General features: G+C 58.3%; 20 protein-coding genes. 16 read left to right on the forward strand and 4 right to left on the reverse strand.

What is annotated here, in order from left to right; translation table 11 throughout:
• Positions 1 to 22: 22 nt before the first annotated feature.
• The 16 genes from EXZ61_RS18095 (at position 23) to EXZ61_RS18170 (ending at position 13,454) form a co-directional block, all read left to right on the forward strand.
• Positions 23 to 1,498 carry a phage tail protein gene (locus EXZ61_RS18095; RefSeq protein WP_142813086.1) on the forward strand — a complete coding sequence of 492 codons (1,476 nt, stop codon included), beginning with the start codon at positions 23 to 25 and terminating at the stop codon, positions 1,496 to 1,498.
• A 27-nt stretch (positions 1,499 to 1,525) separates the two neighbouring features.
• Positions 1,526 to 1,897 (forward strand): hypothetical protein, encoded by a 372-nt coding sequence (locus EXZ61_RS18100; RefSeq protein WP_142813087.1) that lies wholly within the window; start codon positions 1,526 to 1,528, stop codon positions 1,895 to 1,897.
• 146 nt (positions 1,898 to 2,043) lie between these two features.
• Positions 2,044 to 2,631, forward strand: a complete 588-nt coding sequence (locus tag EXZ61_RS18105) for a phage tail assembly protein (protein WP_142813088.1) — start codon at positions 2,044 to 2,046, stop codon at positions 2,629 to 2,631.
• Positions 2,632 to 2,664: 33 nt separating this feature from the next.
• Positions 2,665 to 4,734 (forward strand): phage tail tape measure protein, encoded by a 2,070-nt coding sequence (locus EXZ61_RS18110; RefSeq protein ID WP_142813089.1) that lies wholly within the window; start codon positions 2,665 to 2,667, stop codon positions 4,732 to 4,734.
• Positions 4,734 to 6,050 carry a DNA circularization protein gene (locus tag EXZ61_RS18115; protein ID WP_142813090.1) on the forward strand — a complete coding sequence of 439 codons (1,317 nt, stop codon included), beginning with the start codon at positions 4,734 to 4,736 and terminating at the stop codon, positions 6,048 to 6,050. Before EXZ61_RS18110 ends, EXZ61_RS18115 begins: the two co-directional genes overlap by 1 nt.
• Positions 6,050 to 7,204, forward strand: coding sequence for a phage baseplate assembly protein (locus EXZ61_RS18120; RefSeq protein ID WP_142813091.1), 1,155 nt, complete (start codon positions 6,050 to 6,052; stop codon positions 7,202 to 7,204). Before EXZ61_RS18115 ends, EXZ61_RS18120 begins: the two co-directional genes overlap by 1 nt.
• Positions 7,204 to 7,707, forward strand: coding sequence for a phage baseplate assembly protein domain-containing protein (locus EXZ61_RS18125; protein ID WP_142813092.1), 504 nt, complete (start codon positions 7,204 to 7,206; stop codon positions 7,705 to 7,707). Before EXZ61_RS18120 ends, EXZ61_RS18125 begins: the two co-directional genes overlap by 1 nt.
• Before the next feature lie 68 nt (positions 7,708 to 7,775).
• Complete coding sequence (locus EXZ61_RS18130) at positions 7,776 to 8,366, forward strand: phage GP46 family protein (protein WP_142813093.1); 591 nt, start codon at positions 7,776 to 7,778, stop codon at positions 8,364 to 8,366.
• On the forward strand, positions 8,363 to 9,499 hold the full coding sequence (locus EXZ61_RS18135) for a baseplate J/gp47 family protein (protein WP_142813094.1): 1,137 nt from the start codon (positions 8,363 to 8,365) through the stop codon (positions 9,497 to 9,499). The genes EXZ61_RS18130 and EXZ61_RS18135 overlap by 4 nt, the downstream gene beginning before the upstream one ends.
• A 2-nt stretch (positions 9,500 to 9,501) precedes the next feature.
• Positions 9,502 to 10,095, forward strand: a complete 594-nt coding sequence (locus tag EXZ61_RS18140; RefSeq protein ID WP_142813095.1) for a putative phage tail protein — start codon at positions 9,502 to 9,504, stop codon at positions 10,093 to 10,095.
• Positions 10,096 to 10,103: 8 nt separating this feature from the next.
• Positions 10,104 to 11,075, forward strand: coding sequence for a phage tail protein (locus tag EXZ61_RS18145; RefSeq protein WP_142813096.1), 972 nt, complete (start codon positions 10,104 to 10,106; stop codon positions 11,073 to 11,075).
• 9 nt (positions 11,076 to 11,084) lie between these two features.
• Positions 11,085 to 11,585, forward strand: coding sequence for a hypothetical protein (locus EXZ61_RS18150; RefSeq protein WP_142813097.1), 501 nt, complete (start codon positions 11,085 to 11,087; stop codon positions 11,583 to 11,585).
• Complete coding sequence (locus EXZ61_RS18155) at positions 11,582 to 11,953, forward strand: hypothetical protein (protein WP_142813098.1); 372 nt, start codon at positions 11,582 to 11,584, stop codon at positions 11,951 to 11,953. The genes EXZ61_RS18150 and EXZ61_RS18155 overlap by 4 nt, the downstream gene beginning before the upstream one ends.
• Positions 11,954 to 11,972: 19 nt before the next feature.
• Positions 11,973 to 12,353 (forward strand): Gp49 family protein, encoded by a 381-nt coding sequence (locus tag EXZ61_RS18160; protein ID WP_142813099.1) that lies wholly within the window; start codon positions 11,973 to 11,975, stop codon positions 12,351 to 12,353.
• A gap of 122 nt (positions 12,354 to 12,475) precedes the next feature.
• Positions 12,476 to 12,667, forward strand: coding sequence for a Com family DNA-binding transcriptional regulator (locus tag EXZ61_RS18165; RefSeq protein ID WP_142813100.1), 192 nt, complete (start codon positions 12,476 to 12,478; stop codon positions 12,665 to 12,667).
• Positions 12,633 to 13,454 (forward strand): DNA adenine methylase, encoded by an 822-nt coding sequence (locus tag EXZ61_RS18170; RefSeq protein WP_142813101.1) that lies wholly within the window; start codon positions 12,633 to 12,635, stop codon positions 13,452 to 13,454. Before EXZ61_RS18165 ends, EXZ61_RS18170 begins: the two co-directional genes overlap by 35 nt.
• 149 nt (positions 13,455 to 13,603) lie before the next feature.
• On the opposite strand, the gene EXZ61_RS18175 is transcribed toward EXZ61_RS18170, so the two are convergent.
• Genes EXZ61_RS18175 through EXZ61_RS18190 form a run of 4 tightly spaced genes read right to left on the reverse strand, consistent with a single transcriptional unit; the run spans position 13,604 to position 17,689 of the window.
• Entirely contained in the window at positions 13,604 to 14,677 is a 1,074-nt protein-coding gene (locus tag EXZ61_RS18175) for an ABC transporter ATP-binding protein (protein WP_142813102.1), read from the reverse strand.
• Between the two features lie 5 nt (positions 14,678 to 14,682).
• Positions 14,683 to 15,537 (reverse strand): carbohydrate ABC transporter permease, encoded by an 855-nt coding sequence (locus tag EXZ61_RS18180; protein ID WP_178084866.1) that lies wholly within the window; start codon positions 15,535 to 15,537, stop codon positions 14,683 to 14,685.
• A gap of 4 nt (positions 15,538 to 15,541) precedes the next feature.
• Positions 15,542 to 16,420, reverse strand: a complete 879-nt coding sequence (locus tag EXZ61_RS18185) for a carbohydrate ABC transporter permease (RefSeq protein WP_142813103.1) — start codon at positions 16,418 to 16,420, stop codon at positions 15,542 to 15,544.
• A 6-nt stretch (positions 16,421 to 16,426) separates the two neighbouring features.
• Positions 16,427 to 17,689 carry an ABC transporter substrate-binding protein gene (locus tag EXZ61_RS18190; RefSeq protein ID WP_142813104.1) on the reverse strand — a complete coding sequence of 421 codons (1,263 nt, stop codon included), beginning with the start codon at positions 17,687 to 17,689 and terminating at the stop codon, positions 16,427 to 16,429.
• Positions 17,690 to 17,743: the final 54 nt, after the last annotated feature.

Raw genomic sequence — 17,743 nt, forward strand, 5'->3', positions numbered from 1 at the left:
AACTACCTGAACGGAGCAACCCATGGCTATTTCCAATTTGATGAGCTTGAACTTTCTGGTGCCCTTTGTGGCCGGGAAGATCGACTTTTCCCGCGCGATTCGCGGTATGCGTGGCATGCCACGGCGCTTGCTCCTGGTGGGCCACAAGCTGGCAGCCGGATCGCTGGCAGTCAATACCCTGACGACGATCAGCAATGAACCGGATGCCATTGCTCGGCTGGGTGAAGGCTCCATGCTGCTGGCGATGTGGCGCGATGCCAAGGCCAACGCTGATCTGGGCTTGCCCATCGACGTGATCGCCATCGCCGAAGGTGGCTCTGCCGTCAAGGCCACCAGTGCCGTGGTGGTGGCGGGTACGCCCACTGTGGGTGGCGAGGTGATGATGTACATCGGCGATGAGCGCATCAGCACCGGAGTGACCACTGCCGATACGTCGGCCACCATTGCGACCAAGCTGGGCAATGCGATTAACGCTGCGGCCAAGCTGCCGGTCACTGCCTCGGTGGCGGCCAGCACAGTAACACTGACAGCCCGTTGGGGTGGACCTAGCGGCAATGACATCAGTCTGCGTAGCACCTACTACCCGGACGATGCCTTGGCCTTGGGCGTAACGCTGACCATTCCCGCCATGGCTGCAGGCGCGGTGATTCCGGATGTGACGCCCGTGATCGTGGCGATGAACCTGTACCGTGCCACTGAGATCGTGAACCCGTTCACGGACAGCACCAATATGGTTCTGTTTGAAACGGAGTTGGCAGCGCGCTGGCTGCAGAACAACATGCAGGATGCCATGGTGGTGACCAGCATGCGCGGCACTGAAGCCACGATCACCACGTGGTTGAACACACGCAACAGCCCGCATGTGCACACCATCTGCACCACCAATGACATCACCAACCCGTGGGAGACAGCTTCCATGGCCGGGGCAGCCATTGAAAGCAGCGCCGCCATTGACCCGGCTGTAGGCCCTACGGCCAAGCTGGTGGGCTACAAGGGGCCGACCCAGGGCAATGGCTTCCTGGTGGATAGCATCAACAATCTGCTGGTCAAGGGTGGGTCGCCTTTGAACATTGCCGCCGATTACACGGGCAGCTTGTTCCGTATGGTGACCAACTACAAGACCAGCCCAGGCGGTGCGCCTGACCGCAGCATGGCTGAGATGTGCTGGCTCAAGACCATGAGCTATTACCGCTGGTATCGGGTGACCGAGTTCCAGAACAAATACAACAACGCGGGCTACAAGCTGGCGCAGTATGTGACACAGCCGATTCCTGGTCAGAAGATCATGACGGTGGATCTGGCCAAGGAAATCATGGTGGGTCTGTACAAGCTGTTCTGCGATGCCGGTCTGTGCCAGAACATGCCGTATTACATCTCCACGCTGAACGCGGAAATTGATGCGCCCAACGGCAAGCTGAAGATCATGGATGAGCCCGTCATCCTGACCCAGCACTACCAAACCGAAATCACCAGCAACGTGGTGGCCGGTCAGGTCTGATCTGATTGAAACTACCAGGAGAAAAACATGGCAGGTGAAAACCAACTATTTCATATCGACACGATCATCGTGGATGGACTGGCGATTGCGTTTGAGGACAGCTCTGCATCCTTGTCGGGTGCGGCCGGATTCAAGAACGACCCCAAGCTGTCGGCCAGTGGCGATGACTTTGTGTACCGTTCTCGGGTGCCCCGCATCTTGAAAGCCAAGCTGCAATGGGCGGCTGCAAACGACCCGAGAACCTATTCGGGTATGAGCAATGTGCAGCTGGCCATGCGTGACAGCTTTACCGGCCGCAAGTGCCTGGCACCCAAGGCGACCTTTGGCGAGATGGGGGATATTGGCGCGGGCACCGTGGATATTCAATTCATCTTGAATGCTGAATTGCAGTGGTTGTAATGTAGAAATTCGCAGGGGGTGGCGAATAGTCGGGCCGACTTAAAGGGCACTGGGCGGGGCACTGAAAAGTGCTCCCGCCCTTTTACGTTGTGGGGGTGAAGTATTTCACCATGACCCAATCGGCGTGCGCAATGACACTGCATGCCATGAACCCACAAAGCACCCCCACTGTTGTGTCGTCATCCATTGACGACCTATTTGCCCTCACTCTGGTTGATGGGCTGCCCGTCGAGTCTGGCGGAAAACTGCTGCGATACCGAACGGTAAAAATGCGTGAGACCACAGTGGCCGATGAGCGCATTGCTGCGCGACTGGCAGAGCGTGTTGTCTCTGTTGGTGGCGCATCCAAGCTACTGGTGAGCGACTCCGACTTTCGTTACGCCATGACCATGCGGCACTGCGATTCCTTTGAATGTGACGGCACCAAGCTGCCCCAGGCAGTTCTTGACCTGGACATTTTTGGCAAGCTAAGCCCTCACGATCTGCAACTGATTGAAGAGCGGGTGGTACTGATTGCATTGGTTGCCCAGGTTCGGTATGGCGTTATTAGCCAGGAAGAGTTTGACCAATTTGCTGCTGGACGGATGCCTGCTGGAACTGCGACATCCCCACAGCCCGTGGGCCAGGCTGCAAATGTGGGATCGAATGATGGTCTCGATCAGTCTGGCCCTGCACTGCTCACCGATTTCACTGGAGACGTTGCCAATAGCACGCCTTCAGGCCGTGGCGCTTGACCTCTCCAGGCGCGCAACTAAATAGGGCTGGCTATGCGTGAAATGAAGCTGAAGTACTTCATCGACCTGGTGTCCAACATTCGCGAGAAGGCGGGTAGCGATGCGCAGGCTCTGGTGCAGGCACAAGAGAAGATTCAGAAGGAGCTGGGGAAAACTGAGCTTAAGTTTGGGGCCTATGAAAAGGCCTTGATGCGCATTGGCGGGGTGCACAACGCAAGTTTGGCGCGCCAGTCTCAGTATTTTTCTCAAATTGCGCTAAGCGCGGCACGTGCAAGGGAGTCCGTTGAAAAGTATGGGCGGGCGCTTCAGGCTGCGGCCCCGTGGGCTGCAGGTGCAGCGGGGGCCACCATGGCGTTGGCACACCCGGCTAAAGAGGCAATGAGCTATGACCGACTGATGGCCAATATGGCAAACACTGCGTTCTCCGACCGGGATGCGGCGGGACGGGTGCAGGGCATGAAGACGCTTGAGGCCGCAATAAACCGGGCGCGCAAGCATGGTGGTGGAACGCGGGAACAGGCGGCGGGGGCGCTGGACAAAATTTTGGCCTCTGGCACTGTGTCTGATGCGGATGCAATGGCGATGCTGCCAGGCATCATGAAAGCGTCAACCGCGTCCGGTGCATCGGCCAGTGAGCTGGCGGATATTGGGATACGGGCAAAGCAGAATTTCAAGATCAAGACTGAAGACTTGCCCAGCGTGCTGAGCGCGGCGATGGCAGCCGGTCAGGCGGGTGGCTTTGAGCTGAAGGACATGAGCAAGTGGCTGCCACAGCAAATGGCCATGGCGGGCAACCTGGGCTTGAGTGGCAAGGCGGGCTTGGCCAAGCTGATGGCATGGAACCAAGCGTCTGTGATTACGGCTGGCACCAAAGATGAGGCCGGAAACAACCTTAAAGATTTGCTCAATGAGCTGAACACCGGGCATTTCACGGGGTTTATGGCCGAGCAATATATGAATGGTGGCCATCATTTGAAGCGCGGGGAGAAGGAATCCAAGCTGAAATCGGTGAACGATGTGTATTTGGATTACCAGAGCCGGGGCGTTGATAAGGTGAGTGCAACCATGGACATGATGGACAAGATCATGTCCAAAAACGAGGGCTATCAGGCTTTGCAGAAGAAGTTGCAAGCCTTGAACCCCGATGACAAGGCTGGCCGCAAAGACACGATTGAGGCGATGGCTGCACAGATGCAAGGCACGGCGGTTGGCAAGCTGTTTCACAACCAGCAGTCGCTGGGGGCGTTTCTGGGGTTGGTCAATAACCGCCAGTACACCGGCGACGTGTTGGACAAGGCGAGTGCGCAGTATGGCAGGGGCGCGGGTCAGATGGAGACGGATACGTCCTATGGTGTGATTTCAGGGACTTCAGACTTCAAGTTGGAACAGGCGGGCGAAGACAAACGACTTGCTGAAAAAGCGGCCATGGATAGTCTGACACCCGCTATTGGTAAGGCGGCTGATGCGTTTGGTGGTTTGGCATCGGATTTTCCAAAGTTGACTGGTTCGGCCATGCTTGCCGCCACTGCGCTAGGTGCTGCGGCTTTGGCGGCTGGTGGATTCTCGTTGGCCACTGGAGGTGGCTTGGCAGGCAAGGTGGGCGGATGGATAGGTGGGGCAGCCGGGCGCTTGGGTGCGCTGTTTGGTGGCGTCTCCGCTGGTGGCTTGGGCATTGCTGCCGGTGGCTTGGGCGTTGCAGGCGCGGGTGCCGTGGGATATGGGGCGGGCACCTTGTTGTATGACCATGCCTTGGAGGGGACTACCTTTGCGAATGGCTTGGGGCGCGGCATGGCGCGCGTGGGGGCGTTCTTTGGCAGCAAAGATGCTGCAAATTCACTCGCAGCAGAGGATGCGTTTGAGAAGATGAATAGCCGCCCGCTTGCCCGGATGAGTGCTGTCAATATTTCCGCACCACGCGCTGGCACTGACTTCCTTGCGGGGGCTACAGGTCTTGGAAGTGGCCGCTTGGATGTGGGGCAAGGCACTCTTGGAATTGATCTGCGGGTTACGGATGAGCGGGTCACTGCGGCAACGCGGGTGCTACAGCAGCCATCGCTGATCCGCATCAACCCTGGTGCAACCAATCCGGGGAGCTTGCGCTGATGCCCATCTGGATTGATCAACTTCTGCGCGCAAAATTCCGGGATGTGTATTTCCAGGTTGACTCGATAGAGCACCAGGCTGGCTACAACCTGGTGGTGCGGGAGTACCCGTTCCAGGACTTGCCCACCGTGTTCCGTATGGGGCAAGGGGCCGAAGAAATCAAGTTCTCGGCGTATGTGATCGGCGACGATTACATGGAGCAGCGCGATGCCCTGCGTGCAGCGCTGGATGCGCCGGGTAGTGGCGACCTAGTTCACCCCACAGCAGGCACTATGTCTGTGTTTGTATCGGCCAAATATTCGATCAAGGAAAACCCAACGGCCGAAGGCGGCATGGCGCGGTTTGACCTGACGTTTGTTCGTGGTGAAGTGCGTAGGTATCCGAGAGGGGTGGCCAATACGCAGGCTACGGCGAAGGAGAAGTCTCTAGCAGCGCAAATTGCCAGCATGGATGCATTCTTTGCTGCGTACGACTTATCAAACAAGCCTGGCTGGGCGGCTGATCGTTCTGTGGCGCGGGTCACCGACTCGGTGAGCGCGATCTGGGCAAATATGTCCAAGGTGACAAGCGGATTGGGAGATTTCACCAACACTGCCATTGGCAACTACCAGGCGGTGCGCGATGGGATCAGCACTCTGGTGCGTCAGCCGCGTCAATTGGCGAAGGCCATATCCAATCTGTTTGCTCTGCCAACCGACCTCAGCTCAGCCGCTGCGCGGGACTTTGCCGCCAGCTTTGAAGGCCTGTTTGACATGGGTAAAAAAGTCGCTCGAAAGGACTTTGAAGTGTCTGTGATGCCAGCAGTCGGGGCGGGTTTGGTGATGTACGGCACTGGCAGCTCCACTGGCCTGGGCCTGGACACACCGGCCCGCAGGCAGTTGGCCGTGCTGAATGACACCAGCGACCAGCTGGTGGAGTCTTTGGCGTTGGCCGGATGGGTGCAGGCTATTGCAGCCGCCGATATGACAAGTTACGACGATGCCCTTGCGCTGCGCGGTAAGGTGAATGACCAGGCTACGCGTTTGCTGTTGCGCGCCTCCACCCAGGCCGCCAGTGATACCTTGCCGACCTCTTCCTGGCATGACGCCACGATGGCCATGCTGAGTGCTTCGCTGGCCGACATACGCGACCGCAGCCGCGATCTGGCTCGCCTGACCACCTATACGCCGGACGGCTGGATGCCGGTCTGGCTGGTGAGCTACAAGCTGTTTGGCACCGTGGCCTATGCGGATGAGATTCTGGACATGAACCCGCACATTACCCACCCGCTGCTGGTTCCACCAGGCAAGCCGCTGCGCGTGATGAGGCACGACTGATGGCTAAGCCAATACAAGCTGGCGAGGAGCGCTTTACCCGCGACACTGCAAAAATTGTGGTGGAGGTGCTGGGCCTGGATGGGTTTGGCTGGACGGCGTATGAGGGCTGGTTGCAGAGCGAGGTGGACCGCAACCTGGAAGCCTTGGCCGGTACGTTCTCGATTCCGATTTCGCTGGTGCCTGGCGCACCGCCATGGATTCACCGGGGTGATGCCGTTCGGGTGCGCATTGGGGACAAGGTGGTGATTACGGGCTATGTGCTGGCCGCCGAGCCGTTTTACAGGCGCAGTGAATGTGGCATGCGCGTCATGGGGCGGGACCGCACGGGCGACCTAGTGAGCTGCTCAGCCATCTACAAGGGTGGGCAGTGGCGCAATGTGACTGTAGATCGGATCATCAAGGACATCATCAGCCCGTTTGGCCTGGAGCTAGAGGTTGCAACGGATCTGGGCGACCCGGTGAAAGACTTCAAACTGGGGCATGGTGAGACTGCCCTGGATGCGGTAGCGCGGGCGGCCAGGCTGCGGGGCATTCTGGTCACTAGGGACGATGCAGGCCGGGTGCTACTGACCAAGGCGGGCAAGGACCGGTTTAAGGGCTCTATCGTGCGCGGCCAGAATGTGATTGCCATGGAATCCGTGGGCAGCGATGAGCAGCGCCACAGCCAGTACTTCGTGTATGGCCAGTGCAATACGGTGGAGGACTTTGACACCGCCAAGGGCCTCAAAGCCAGCTCCAAGGATTCTGAGATCACGCGCTATCTGCCGCTGGTGATCAATGCCGAGGGCAACACCACCCAGGCTGAGCTGCAGACGCAGGCAGACCACACCCTGCGCGTGCGCCGTGGCCATGCCTATGGGTTTCGCTACACGGTGGAGGGCTGGACGTTCCAGGGCGAACCTTGGCCCTTGAATCAGCGCGTGGCCATCTATGACGATGTGGCCGGGCTGGATGGGGCCGAGTGGCTGATCTGTGGGGTGAAGCAAACCTGTGACCTCAAGGAAGGCGATGTGACTGAGCTGCTGGTGCGCCCCATTGAGGCCTATGACACCGCCCCGCTTAAATCCAAGGTAAAGCGCCGCAACTGGGGCAACAAGGGCAACACCACCAACCATCCGCGCGGCCCGAGTGACCGTGCGCAAGGGGCGAACTGATGCTGGCCAACCTGATGCGATGGGTGCGGGTGCGTGGGCTCAAGGAAGGCAAGTTTCAGAAGGGCCGTGTGGAAGGATTCGAGGGCGATGTGCGAGACGATGCGCAACGGCCGCAGGACTACGGCTTTGCAGCCAATCCGGTAGACGGTGAGGGCCTGAAGCTGGAAGTTGGGGGCCATACCATCATCGTGCGGATGGACCGCACTGCCGAGCGGCCGCAACTGCCTGCCTATGAGGTGGCGATCTGGCATAAGGAAGGTCACACGGTACGCATGCGCGCCGGACGCATTGTGCAGGTGGACTGCGACCAGTTCGTTGTGAATGCCAGCGTGGGTGTGGCGTTGAACACGCCCACCGTTGCGGCATCGGCTGCGATTACCTCTCAGTCCCTCGCCTCGCAAACCGTTGCGGCCGCCACCAGCCTCAAGGTGGGCAGCAAAGAAGTCGCTGGCCACAACCACGGCAACGTGCAAAACGGTGCAGGTTCCACGGCCAACTTCTAAGCCACGGCCCGTGATCCGGTGAAGTGTTTCACCATGACCAATTGACCGGGGTTTAAGACACTGGCTGCATGTTTGATGTGGCCACACGACCCCAGCCCAATTCCACAGACGCCGCGAGCGTCTTTGGTTTGCCGTTCGATTGGCGGTTGGTAACCCCCGGACCTGCCGTCAGCTATCCCTGGAAAGACTTCGTGCAACCCAACGGTGTGCCCGTGGTCTATGCCGATGTGCTGGCCACCTACTCGGTGGAGCTGGAAGACACGATGCAGACAGCCGTGATCATTTCTCTCTTTACCGACCGGCGCGCAGGCCCAGACGACAAGCTGCCTGCGGGCGATACAGACCGGCGTGGCTGGGTGGGCGATGAGTTCGCCACCGATGACTTTGATTCCCGGCCAGACCCATGGGGTTCCTTGTTGTGGACCTGCTACGCGGGCAAGGCCAGCCAGGATGTACTTGAGCGGGCGCGCTTTGCGGCCTCTGAGGCTCTGGAATGGATGGTGCGCGATGGTATTGCTAGTCGGGTAGATGTGGCTGCTCAGTGGGTGGGGGAGCGCCAGGACCGCCTTGCTGTGCGTCCGGCCATTTACAAGCCTGGCCAAGTGCGTCCGGTCTATGACGTGCTCTGGGGCACCAGCATTCGGAGGCTGGCGCAATGAGCACTACACCACTGGGAACGGCGATTCCCTCCATTGATGAGTTGCGCGGGAATTCAGAGCGGCTGCTACAGCAGTCATTGGCGGCCGCACAGCAGATCGGCGCACCACTCAGAAGCCTAAGCCCGGCCGATCAGGACTTGGCGCGCAGCAACACCAAGGCGTTTTCATTCGTGCTGGGGATGGGGCTGCACAGTGTCTTGCGCTACCTGCGCGACTTCATTGCCCCCCAGGCGATTCCAATCAAGTCCACAGGGGAGTTTCTGGAGGGCTGGCTGGCCACCTATGGGATGGCGCGCAAGGTGGCATCAAGCGCCAGCGGCTCTGTTACTGGCACCGGAGTGGCCGTAACCCTGTTGACGGCCGGAACCATCATGCAAACTACCGATGGTCGCCAGTACGCTGTGGCTGCTGATGTGGCCGTGGCGGTGGGTGGCACGGTCACAGCCACGGTGACGGCGTTGGTCGCTGGCGGTGCTGGGAACTTAACCGGTGGAACAAACCTCACCCTGGTGTCGGCTGTAGCCGGAATTGATGCGGTGTTTACCGTGGCCATGCCCAACGGCATCACAGGTGGCGCAGACCCCGAGACTGACACGCAGGCCAAATACCGCCTGCAGCAGCGGCTGTCCAATGAGCCTATGGGCGGCAGTCCGGCAGACTATGCGCGCTGGGCGCTGCAGGTGGCAGGTATTACCCGTGCCTGGGGTGTGCGCAATCCGTCCGGAGCCACCACGGCGGGCGTGATCATCATGGCCGATGGCAATGCTTCACCCGGCTTGCCGACCACTGGCCAGCAGCAGTTGGTACTTGACTACATACGCGATCCCAAACGCGGCCCGCCGGACGAGCTGTTTGTGATCATCCCCACGGCCGTGGCCATCAATGTGACCTTGAACGTGTCGCCCGACACCGCCGCGATCCGCGCGGCCGTGGTTCTGGCATTGCAGGACTTGTTCTTTAGGGAAGCGGTTCCTGGTGGGTCGATTCCACACAGCCACCTCAAGGAAGTCATCAGCGGGGTAATTGGTGAGTACAACCACACCATCAGTGCGCCCGCCTTGACCGAGGGTGGCATGTTCACAGTGGGAACCTACAACAGCCTGTTGGTGCTGGGCACGGTGACGTTCGTCTGACCATGAACAAGTTCTGGCAAGCCCTCGCCGCACTGCTGCCCACAGGCTTTGCCTGGCCGCGCGACCCATTGGCGACTTTGATGCGGGTTTTAAGGGGCGTTGCAGGCTCTTTTAATGAGCAGCATGAGTTCATTCGGTTGACCGCCAATCAGTGGCAACCGCACCAGGCAGTTACACGCCTGGCTGAATGGGAGGAGTGCACCGGCCTGCCGGATGCCTGCTTTGGACTCAACCAGGACGATGCGACTCGGCGCAAGTTACTGCTGGCCCGCCTGCGCGGTCCGGCATTGGAGTACTCCGATTCCAGCCCTGCCAGCCCAGGTGCGCTGATCGCGATATGTGCGTGGCTGGGCTATCCGCTGGTGACCGTTGTCTACAACACCCCTTTTCGCACGGGCATGCGCTGCGGCCAGCGCCTGGGGCAACTCGACGGCAAGTTGTGGATCACCGTAACCATCCAGTCCATCCCATTCCGCGTGGGTGTTTCCCGTGCGAATGACAGGCTACTGCAGGGCACGCTCAACGGCAGCGAATTGGCCTGCTATCTCCAACGCGTAGTGCCAGCACGGTACAGCGTCAACGTGATTTTTGTTTGAGGTAATCCATGGACTACACCCTAAGTAATGCGTACACCACCGATGCCGGTACCGGCAATCGGATGCACCAGCAATCTGCAGCCACTACGACCGCAGTAACAGACCAGGACATGAATGGCGTGATCTGGGAGTTGCTCGCCATCATCAAGGCCGGTGGCCTGGCACCAGTGGCTTTTGATAAGACGGTCCCGGCCACCTACACGCAGGTGGCAGCGGCCATTCAGTCGGGGAAACTGTTCTCGGCTGCTGCGGCTGGCACAGCCGATGCGATCACGGCCACCTTTACGCCTGGCATCACGGCGCTAAAGGATGGCATGGCGCTGTATGTGCGCGGGGCTGCGGCCAATGCCACGACCACGCCGACCTTCACTCCTGCCAGCGGCACCATTGCGGCAAAGGCTATCGTCAAGGGCGCAGGGGCTGTTCTGGCAGCAGGGGATATTGCAGGTGCTGGACATTGGATTGAGCTGCAATACGACCTGACGCTGGACAAGTGGGTGCTGTTGAATCCGGCGACGGGTGTTTCGGCTGGTGGGGGCCAGCAACCCGGCGAGATTTGTTACTTCGCTCGCAACACTGCACCGACAGGCTTCCTGAAGGCGAACGGTGCAGCAATTTCTCGCGCTACCTACGCAACGTTGTTTGCATCCATTGGCACCACCTTCGGCGTGGGTGACGGTAGCACTACTTTCAACGTTCCTGACCTGCGTGGCGAGTTCTTGCGTGGATGGGACGATGCGCGTGGCGTGGACAGTGGCCGTGCATTTGGCACCTTGCAGACCGATGCGATGCAAGGTCACGTTCACGCTGCCCACGCGACATCATTTTTAAACAGCGGCATTCCAGGGGGCGGAAACGACACCACATCAACGCCCGGTAACACTGGCGGCCCGCTCACTGATGGAACCAATGGAACGCCACGCACTGCCGCTGAAACCCGCCCACGCAACGTGGCCATGTTGGCTTGCATCAAGTATTGAGGATTGATCATGAAAATTTTCCACTACAACCCGGATACCCTGCAACTCGCGGGTGAAGATCGTGCGGACCTAGATCCACTGGACCATTCCAACTGGCTGGTGCCAGCATTTGCCACCACGGTCGAACCACCCGCAGCGCAGGCGGGAAAGACGATCCACTTTGTGGACGGTGCATGGATGTTCCAGGACATACCTGTGCCGCAGCCAGAGCTGCCTCCAGAGGCACCTACGGCCGAGCAACTGCAGCGGAATTTCGCCGCCGCCATCCAGCAGCGTCTGGACGTCTTTGCACAGACGCGCAACTACGACAACATCCTCAGCGCCTGCACCTACGCCACCAGCACGGTGCCCAAGTTCAAGACCGAGGGGCAGGCCTGCGTCAACCTGCGCGATGCCACCTGGGCTGCGGCTTACGACATCCTGGCAAAAGTGCAGGCGGGCAAGCGCCCCATGCCGACCAGTATTGCGGACATTGAGGCAGACCTGCCCGCTGCAGCGTGGCTAGCATGACGGACGCGTTGATCGTGCTGGGGTGGACCTTGGCTTACCTGTACGGCTTTTGGCTGCTGTACGTCCTGATCATGGGCTTCTACCGCGCCTATCTGGCCAAACGCTTGACCAAGCCAGCTCTGGTGCTGGCCACGCCCGCGCTGGTCACCGGCTATCTGGTCGACCTGGTTGCGAACTGGACGATTGCAGTCCTGTGGTTCCATGAGTTTCCTAAGCGCCCCATGGAGCTGGTCACTGACCGGCTTTCACGCTACATCGGTCTGCAGGATGACTGCTGGCACAAGGCCCATGCGATGTGGGTCTGCCAGAACTTGCTGGACTATTTCGACCCTCACGACAAGCACTGTGTGAGCGAGTCTCAAACCTGATTCAACGCTGGAGAAAACTATGACTGATGGCCAAATTGAGCAAGAAATCCAAGCCAAAGGCCTGACCGCACCTCGCGTCACGCCGTCCGGCATTGAGGCGAATATCGCCAGCGAGCACTATTTCACCGCGCTGCAGGGCGCTCGCATGGAGGGATTGGACAACGTCGCTGACGGCGTTATTCGTCGTGATGTGCATCCGCTGCGCCCCGAACTTGGGCTTCTGACCTTCTGCGTCCTGGTTCTTGCAAACGGCTTCACCGTCACTGGTGAGTCGGCCTGCGCCAGCCCTGAGAACTTCGACGCCGAAGTGGGCCGCAAAATTGCCCGCCAGAACGCTGTGCAGAAGATTTGGCCCTTGATGGGCTACGAGCTGCGTACCAAGCTGGCCAGCGCCACCTAAAAGACAGGGCGAGGGCCTGTGGTGCGCTAACACCTCAAGTCCCCGCCTCCGCCGTGAGTTGACACGGCATTGACCGATGACCCTGCCACCTGTACAGGCCGGGCCATTATCGGAGATGCCGAATGGAAGTTATTCGTTGTGGCCAATGCCAGAGAAAGCTGGCAGAAGCCCAATACACAAGGTTAGAGATCAAGTGCCCCCGATGCGGGACGCTAAACATATTGAGGGCCATGAGCCCCCCACCTGCGCGCCCTGGAGCGTCAAACGTTGAAGGCAACTATGACCAAGCCCAAAGGCGCGAGCGCACCCCTTAGAAAACCTACCCACGCCCAGGCTGCACCATTGGTGCCCTGGGTGGGCGGCAAACGCCGCCTAGCCCAGCACATCCTGCCCCTGTTTCCTCCACATGAGTGCTACGTGGAAGCCTTCTGCGGTGCGGCCGCACTGTTTTTCCTCAAGGAACCGGCCAAGGTGGAGGTGTTGAATGATGTCCATGGCGACCTGGTGCGGCTGTACCGAGTCGTCCAGAACCATCTGGAGGAGTTCGTCAGGCAGTTCAAGTGGTCGCTGGCCAGCCGGGAGATGTATGGCTGGCTGCAGGACACACCGCCTGACACCCTGACGGACATCCAGCGGGCAGCGAGGTTCTTCTATCTGCAAAAGCTGGGCTTTGGCGGCAAGGTGGACGGCCAGACCTTTGGCGTGGCCACTACGTCCAAGGCCAGGTTGAACCTGCTGCGCCTGGAAGAGGATTTGAGCCTGGCACACCTTCGCCTGCACCAGGTAACCATTGAACACATGGACTGGGCGGCCTGCGTGGAGCGCTATGACAGGCCGCACACCCTGTTCTACCTGGACCCGCCGTACTACGGCACTGAAGGCTATGGAGTGGGCTTTGGCCTGGAGCAATACGACCGGATGGCTGAGCTGCTGCGCACCATGAAGGGCAACGCCTTGGTCAGCGTGAACGACATTCCCCAGATGCGCCTGGCATTCAAGGGCCTGGCCATGCAGCGGCTATCGATCAATTACACGGTGGGAGCCTCGGGGCAGGGTCGGGAACCCAAGGGCGAACTGCTGATCGCCAACTTCCCGATCTGACTAAGGTGGGTTTGAACCGGTTTCACAGCCGGTTTAATGCTGGATCAAAGATGCGTCAGAATCAGCCGAAAATGCTGGATCAAATCAAACGTCTTCCTGGATCAAACCAAACGTCGCGCTACTTTTACTTGGTGCTTAACGACTGCGGTTTACTCGATACGCACGCCGGTTTGTACATTGAACCAACTGGTGTGCTCGGTGCTGACCTGCAAGCCCACTTGGTCTCCTGCTTTCCAATGGGCGTTGGCAGAGGTACGCACGGTCACATCGCCTGAGGCGGTTTTGACGACGACGTAGGTATCCGCACCCGTCGGTTCAACCACGCTGACCTCGCCCCGCCATGTCGCATCGGGCACCAAAGCCACGTGCTCAGGGCGCACACCGATAGTGGCATCGCCCGCCACCGATGGGCATGGAATTTCTAGCGTGCTGCCGTTGAAGACGAAACGCCCCTGGGGCCCAGCAACATCCACATGTCCCTTGATCAAGTTCATAGTCGGTGAACCGATGAAAGTGGCCACATAGGTATTGGCGGGGCGGTTGTAGATATCGTCAGGGGTGCCAATTTGCTGCAAGATGCCATCTTTCATGACGGCAATGCGGCTACCCAAAGTCATTGCCTCAATTTGGTCATGCGTCACATACACACTGGTGATGCCAGACACTTGGTGCAAGCGTTTGATCTCAGCGCGCATTTCTACGCGCAGCTTGGCATCCAAGTTCGACAGTGGTTCGTCAAACAAGAACAATTGGGGATCGCGTGCCAAGGCACGGCCCATGGCCACGCGTTGCCGCTGACCACCGGAGAGTTGCGCAGGGCGGCGGTCCAGCAAATGCTCAATCTGCAACATGGCGGCTACTTCACCGATGCGCTTTTTGCGTTGCTCCACTGGCACCTTGCGCATCTCGAGCGCAAAGCCAATGTTGTCAGCCACGCTCATGGTGGGGTACAGGGCGTAACTTTGGAACACCATGGCAATGTCGCGCTGCGCAGGAGCAACACCCACTACGTTTTTGCCGGCAATACGAAGTTCACCTTCGGATGGTTCTTCCAAGCCCGCGATGATGTTGAGTAGCGTCGATTTGCCGCAACCCGAGGGTCCTACGAGGATCAAAAATTCGCCCGGAGCGACTTCAATGTCGATCTTTTTCAAGACCTCCACGGTTTTGTCGCCTTTGCCGAATACCTTACGAATACCTGCGATGTGAAGTGAAGCTGCCATGGTGTTTATCCTTTCACAGCGCCAGCTGTGAGACCTTTTACGAAATATTGACCGGCCAATACATAGACCAGCATGGTGGGTAAGCCTGCAATCACGGCCGCAGCCATGTCGACGTTGTAACTCTTGACGCTGCTCGACGTGTTAGCCATGTTGTTCAACCCCACGGTAATGGGCTTGCTATCCGCGCCGCTGAACGCCACGCCGAACAAGAAGTCATTCCAAATGTTGGTGAATTGCCAAATCAGGGTCACCATCAAAATGGGGGTGGACATAGGCACCACGATGCGGAAGAAAATGCGCCAGAAACCGGCACCATCAATGCGCGCCGCATTCACCAACTCACGGGGAATGGCGGTGTAGTAGTTGCGGAAAAAAAGCGTGGTACCCGCCAAGCCGGCAATGCAGTGCACCAAAATCAAGCCGCCCAAAGAACTGGACAAGCCCAAAAATCCGAGCACTTGGCTCATAGGCAAGAGCACCACTTGAAAGGGCATGAACACACCAAACAGCATGAAGCCAAAGAGCACTTCGCTGCCCCTGAACTTCCACATCGACAACACGTAGCCATTGACAGCGCCCCATGCGGTAGAGATCAACACGGCCGGCACGGCCATGATGATGGAGTTCATAAAGTAAGGCTGCAAGCCGCGGCAATCCACACCGGTACAGGCAGAAGACCACGCCAACTTCCAAGACTCAAAGTTCAAGGAGTTCGGCAAACTCAACAGATTTCCAGAGCGAATTTGCTCCGCATCTTTGAACGAGGTTGCCAGCATCACATAAAGTGGCGCGAGAAAGAAGAAGGCGGCGACCAGCAAGACGCCGTAAATCAGGATGCGGGGTAGGTTTTTGGACATCATATGCTTAGCGGTCGTGGGGTTTTGCGCGGAGTTCGCTGTACAGGTAAGGCACGACAATGGCGGCGACAAAGGCCAACATCATGGTGGCGCTCGCTGCCCCCAAGCCAATCTGGCCTCGGGTGAAACTCATCACATACATAAAGGTGGCTGGCACATCAGAAGAGAAGCCAGGGCCTCCAGACGTCAAGGCCATCACCAAGTCAAAGCTCTTGATCGACAAGTGCGACAAGACCAGCACGGTGGAGAACACCACGGGACGCAAAATTGGCAGAATAATGCGCCAGTAAATCCGGGGGAGCGATGCTCCGTCGATCTGTGCGGCCTTGATGATGCTGTCGTCGATACCGCGCAAGCCTGCCAACGACAAAGCCATGGCAAATCCGGCAGACTGCCAGATCCCTGCGATGACTACGCAGTAAATGGCGGTATCGCTTTGCACCAACCAGTCAAAACTAAAGCTGGCCCAGCCTAGGTCATGCATGAGTTTTTCCAGGCCCAAGCTCGGGTTCAAGATCCACTTCCATGCCGTGCCCGTCACAATAAATGACAGCGCCATGGGGTACAGATAGACCGTACGCAAGAAACCTTCAAAGCGGATCTTTTGGTCCAAGAAAATGGCCAAGCCCATGCCTAAAGCCATGGAACCGCCCACATACAACAGACTAAAAATGCCCAAGTTTTTCAAGGCAATGTACCAACGGTCCATCTCCCATAACTTGACGTACTGCTCAAGACCTACGAACTCCTCGTAGTTGGGCAGCATGCGTGATCCGGTGACCGACAGGATGCCGTTCCAGATCATGAAGCCATAAATAAAGGCAAAGCCGATGACAAAGCCAGGGGCTATCACCAATTTGGGGAGGATGTTTTCAATCGTTTTCATAAAGGGTTACCTCTGCTTTGGCGCGGCTATACGCTGCAACTTCACAACAGTATCGGCCACAGTGGTTTTTTCATTGCGCCAGTATTCGCTCACAATGGCGCGCATATCAGCTTGGTAGGCAGACGACAGGGCCATGCCGTGCGCCACGGAAGGCAGCAAGGTGCCAGCCTTTGAGGTGGCCACGAAGTCTCGGCTAGATGCTTTGGCGCAGTCGTCAAACTTGTCCATCGACGTGTTCAAACGCGCTGGAATAGAACCCTTGCGCAGGTTGAATTTTTTCTGAAAGTCATCGCCCATCAGCAAGTAGGCCAAATAGCCCTGCGCCTTTTGTGCTTCCCAACTACGCAACTGGAACATGGCAAATGAGTCCACATTGAAGGTGTACGCGTTCTCTGTGCCTGGCGCTGCAGTACAGGTGAATTCTTTGCCGGGTTGTTGCCCCGCCGCCATGAACTCACCCTTTGCCCAGTCACCCATGAATTGGAAACCTGCATTGCCCTTGATGACCATATCGGTCGTCACATTCCAGTCGCGACCAGGGGACTTGTCATCGGTGTAGGCCTTGATGCGCCTGAATACTTCTAAGGTCTTTTTCATGTCTTCGCTGCCGAGTGCGCTTTTGTCCAAACGCATCAGGGCATTGTTGTAGAAAGCCGGACCACCGACACCCAAGGCCACGGACTCAAACACCGTAAAGTCTTGCCAATCTTGGCCACCATGGGCCACGGCGACAAAGCCTGCCGCCTTGATCTTGTCGGCGGCTGCAAAAAATTCTTCGTAGTTCTTAGGCATGGTGCTGACACCCGCCTTCTTCAACACCGCTGAGTTGGCCCACAACCAATTCACACGGTGCACATTCACCGGCACCGCCACATAGCGGCCTTTGTGCTTCATCTGGTCCGCGACCACTTTGGGAAGCAGGTCATCCCACTTTTCAAACGATGCCATCGCGTCAAGGCTGGTCAGCACATTCAGGTCTGCCCATTCTTGGATAGCAGGCCCTTTGATCAAGGCCGCTGCAGGCGCGGTACCCGCCAACACACGTTGCTTCAAAACCGCCATTGCGTTTTGTCCGCCGCCGCCTTCTACCGTGAAATCTTTCCAGGTGTGGCCACGTGCAGCCATCATGCCTTTGAGCTCGTCCACCGATTTAGCCTCACCACCCGATGTCCAATAGTGCAGCACTTCAACTTCACCAGCCAACGCTACTGCGCCTGCACACAGTGCAGCACAGCTGAGCAAACAGCACCTTACGTAACTGAGGAACATGGGAGACGGCTTATTATTTTTTTAGAAAAGCCCCACCTCCAGCGGAAGGTGGGG

The sequence above is a fragment of the Rhodoferax aquaticus genome (assembly GCF_006974105.1).
Classification (GTDB): Bacteria; Pseudomonadota; Gammaproteobacteria; order Burkholderiales; family Burkholderiaceae_C; genus Allorhodoferax; species Allorhodoferax aquaticus_A.

What these genes read in the sequence shown, in the direction of transcription:
- EXZ61_RS18150 (WP_142813097.1), top strand. Translation starts at nt 11,085, where the DNA reads ATGAAAATTTTCCACTACAACCCGGATACCCTGCAACTCGCGGGTGAA.
- EXZ61_RS18135 (WP_142813094.1), top strand. Translation starts at nt 8,363, where the DNA reads ATGAGCACTACACCACTGGGAACGGCGATTCCCTCCATTGATGAGTTG.
- EXZ61_RS18160 (WP_142813099.1), top strand. Translation starts at nt 11,973, where the DNA reads ATGACTGATGGCCAAATTGAGCAAGAAATCCAAGCCAAAGGCCTGACC.
- EXZ61_RS18100 (WP_142813087.1), top strand. Translation starts at nt 1,526, where the DNA reads ATGGCAGGTGAAAACCAACTATTTCATATCGACACGATCATCGTGGAT.
- EXZ61_RS18155 (WP_142813098.1), top strand. Translation starts at nt 11,582, where the DNA reads ATGACGGACGCGTTGATCGTGCTGGGGTGGACCTTGGCTTACCTGTAC.
- EXZ61_RS18165 (WP_142813100.1), top strand. Translation starts at nt 12,476, where the DNA reads ATGGAAGTTATTCGTTGTGGCCAATGCCAGAGAAAGCTGGCAGAAGCC.
- EXZ61_RS18130 (WP_142813093.1), top strand. Translation starts at nt 7,776, where the DNA reads ATGTTTGATGTGGCCACACGACCCCAGCCCAATTCCACAGACGCCGCG.
- EXZ61_RS18185 (WP_142813103.1), bottom strand. Translation starts at nt 16,420, where the DNA reads ATGAAAACGATTGAAAACATCCTCCCCAAATTGGTGATAGCCCCTGGC.
- EXZ61_RS18115 (WP_142813090.1), top strand. Translation starts at nt 4,734, where the DNA reads ATGCCCATCTGGATTGATCAACTTCTGCGCGCAAAATTCCGGGATGTG.
- EXZ61_RS18105 (WP_142813088.1), top strand. Translation starts at nt 2,044, where the DNA reads ATGAACCCACAAAGCACCCCCACTGTTGTGTCGTCATCCATTGACGAC.
- EXZ61_RS18095 (WP_142813086.1), top strand. Translation starts at nt 23, where the DNA reads ATGGCTATTTCCAATTTGATGAGCTTGAACTTTCTGGTGCCCTTTGTG.
- EXZ61_RS18170 (WP_142813101.1), top strand. Translation starts at nt 12,633, where the DNA reads ATGACCAAGCCCAAAGGCGCGAGCGCACCCCTTAGAAAACCTACCCAC.
- EXZ61_RS18180 (WP_178084866.1), bottom strand. Translation starts at nt 15,537, where the DNA reads ATGATGTCCAAAAACCTACCCCGCATCCTGATTTACGGCGTCTTGCTG.
- EXZ61_RS18190 (WP_142813104.1), bottom strand. Translation starts at nt 17,689, where the DNA reads ATGTTCCTCAGTTACGTAAGGTGCTGTTTGCTCAGCTGTGCTGCACTG.
- EXZ61_RS18125 (WP_142813092.1), top strand. Translation starts at nt 7,204, where the DNA reads ATGCTGGCCAACCTGATGCGATGGGTGCGGGTGCGTGGGCTCAAGGAA.
- EXZ61_RS18120 (WP_142813091.1), top strand. Translation starts at nt 6,050, where the DNA reads ATGGCTAAGCCAATACAAGCTGGCGAGGAGCGCTTTACCCGCGACACT.
- EXZ61_RS18110 (WP_142813089.1), top strand. Translation starts at nt 2,665, where the DNA reads ATGCGTGAAATGAAGCTGAAGTACTTCATCGACCTGGTGTCCAACATT.
- EXZ61_RS18145 (WP_142813096.1), top strand. Translation starts at nt 10,104, where the DNA reads ATGGACTACACCCTAAGTAATGCGTACACCACCGATGCCGGTACCGGC.
- EXZ61_RS18140 (WP_142813095.1), top strand. Translation starts at nt 9,502, where the DNA reads ATGAACAAGTTCTGGCAAGCCCTCGCCGCACTGCTGCCCACAGGCTTT.
- EXZ61_RS18175 (WP_142813102.1), bottom strand. Translation starts at nt 14,677, where the DNA reads ATGGCAGCTTCACTTCACATCGCAGGTATTCGTAAGGTATTCGGCAAA.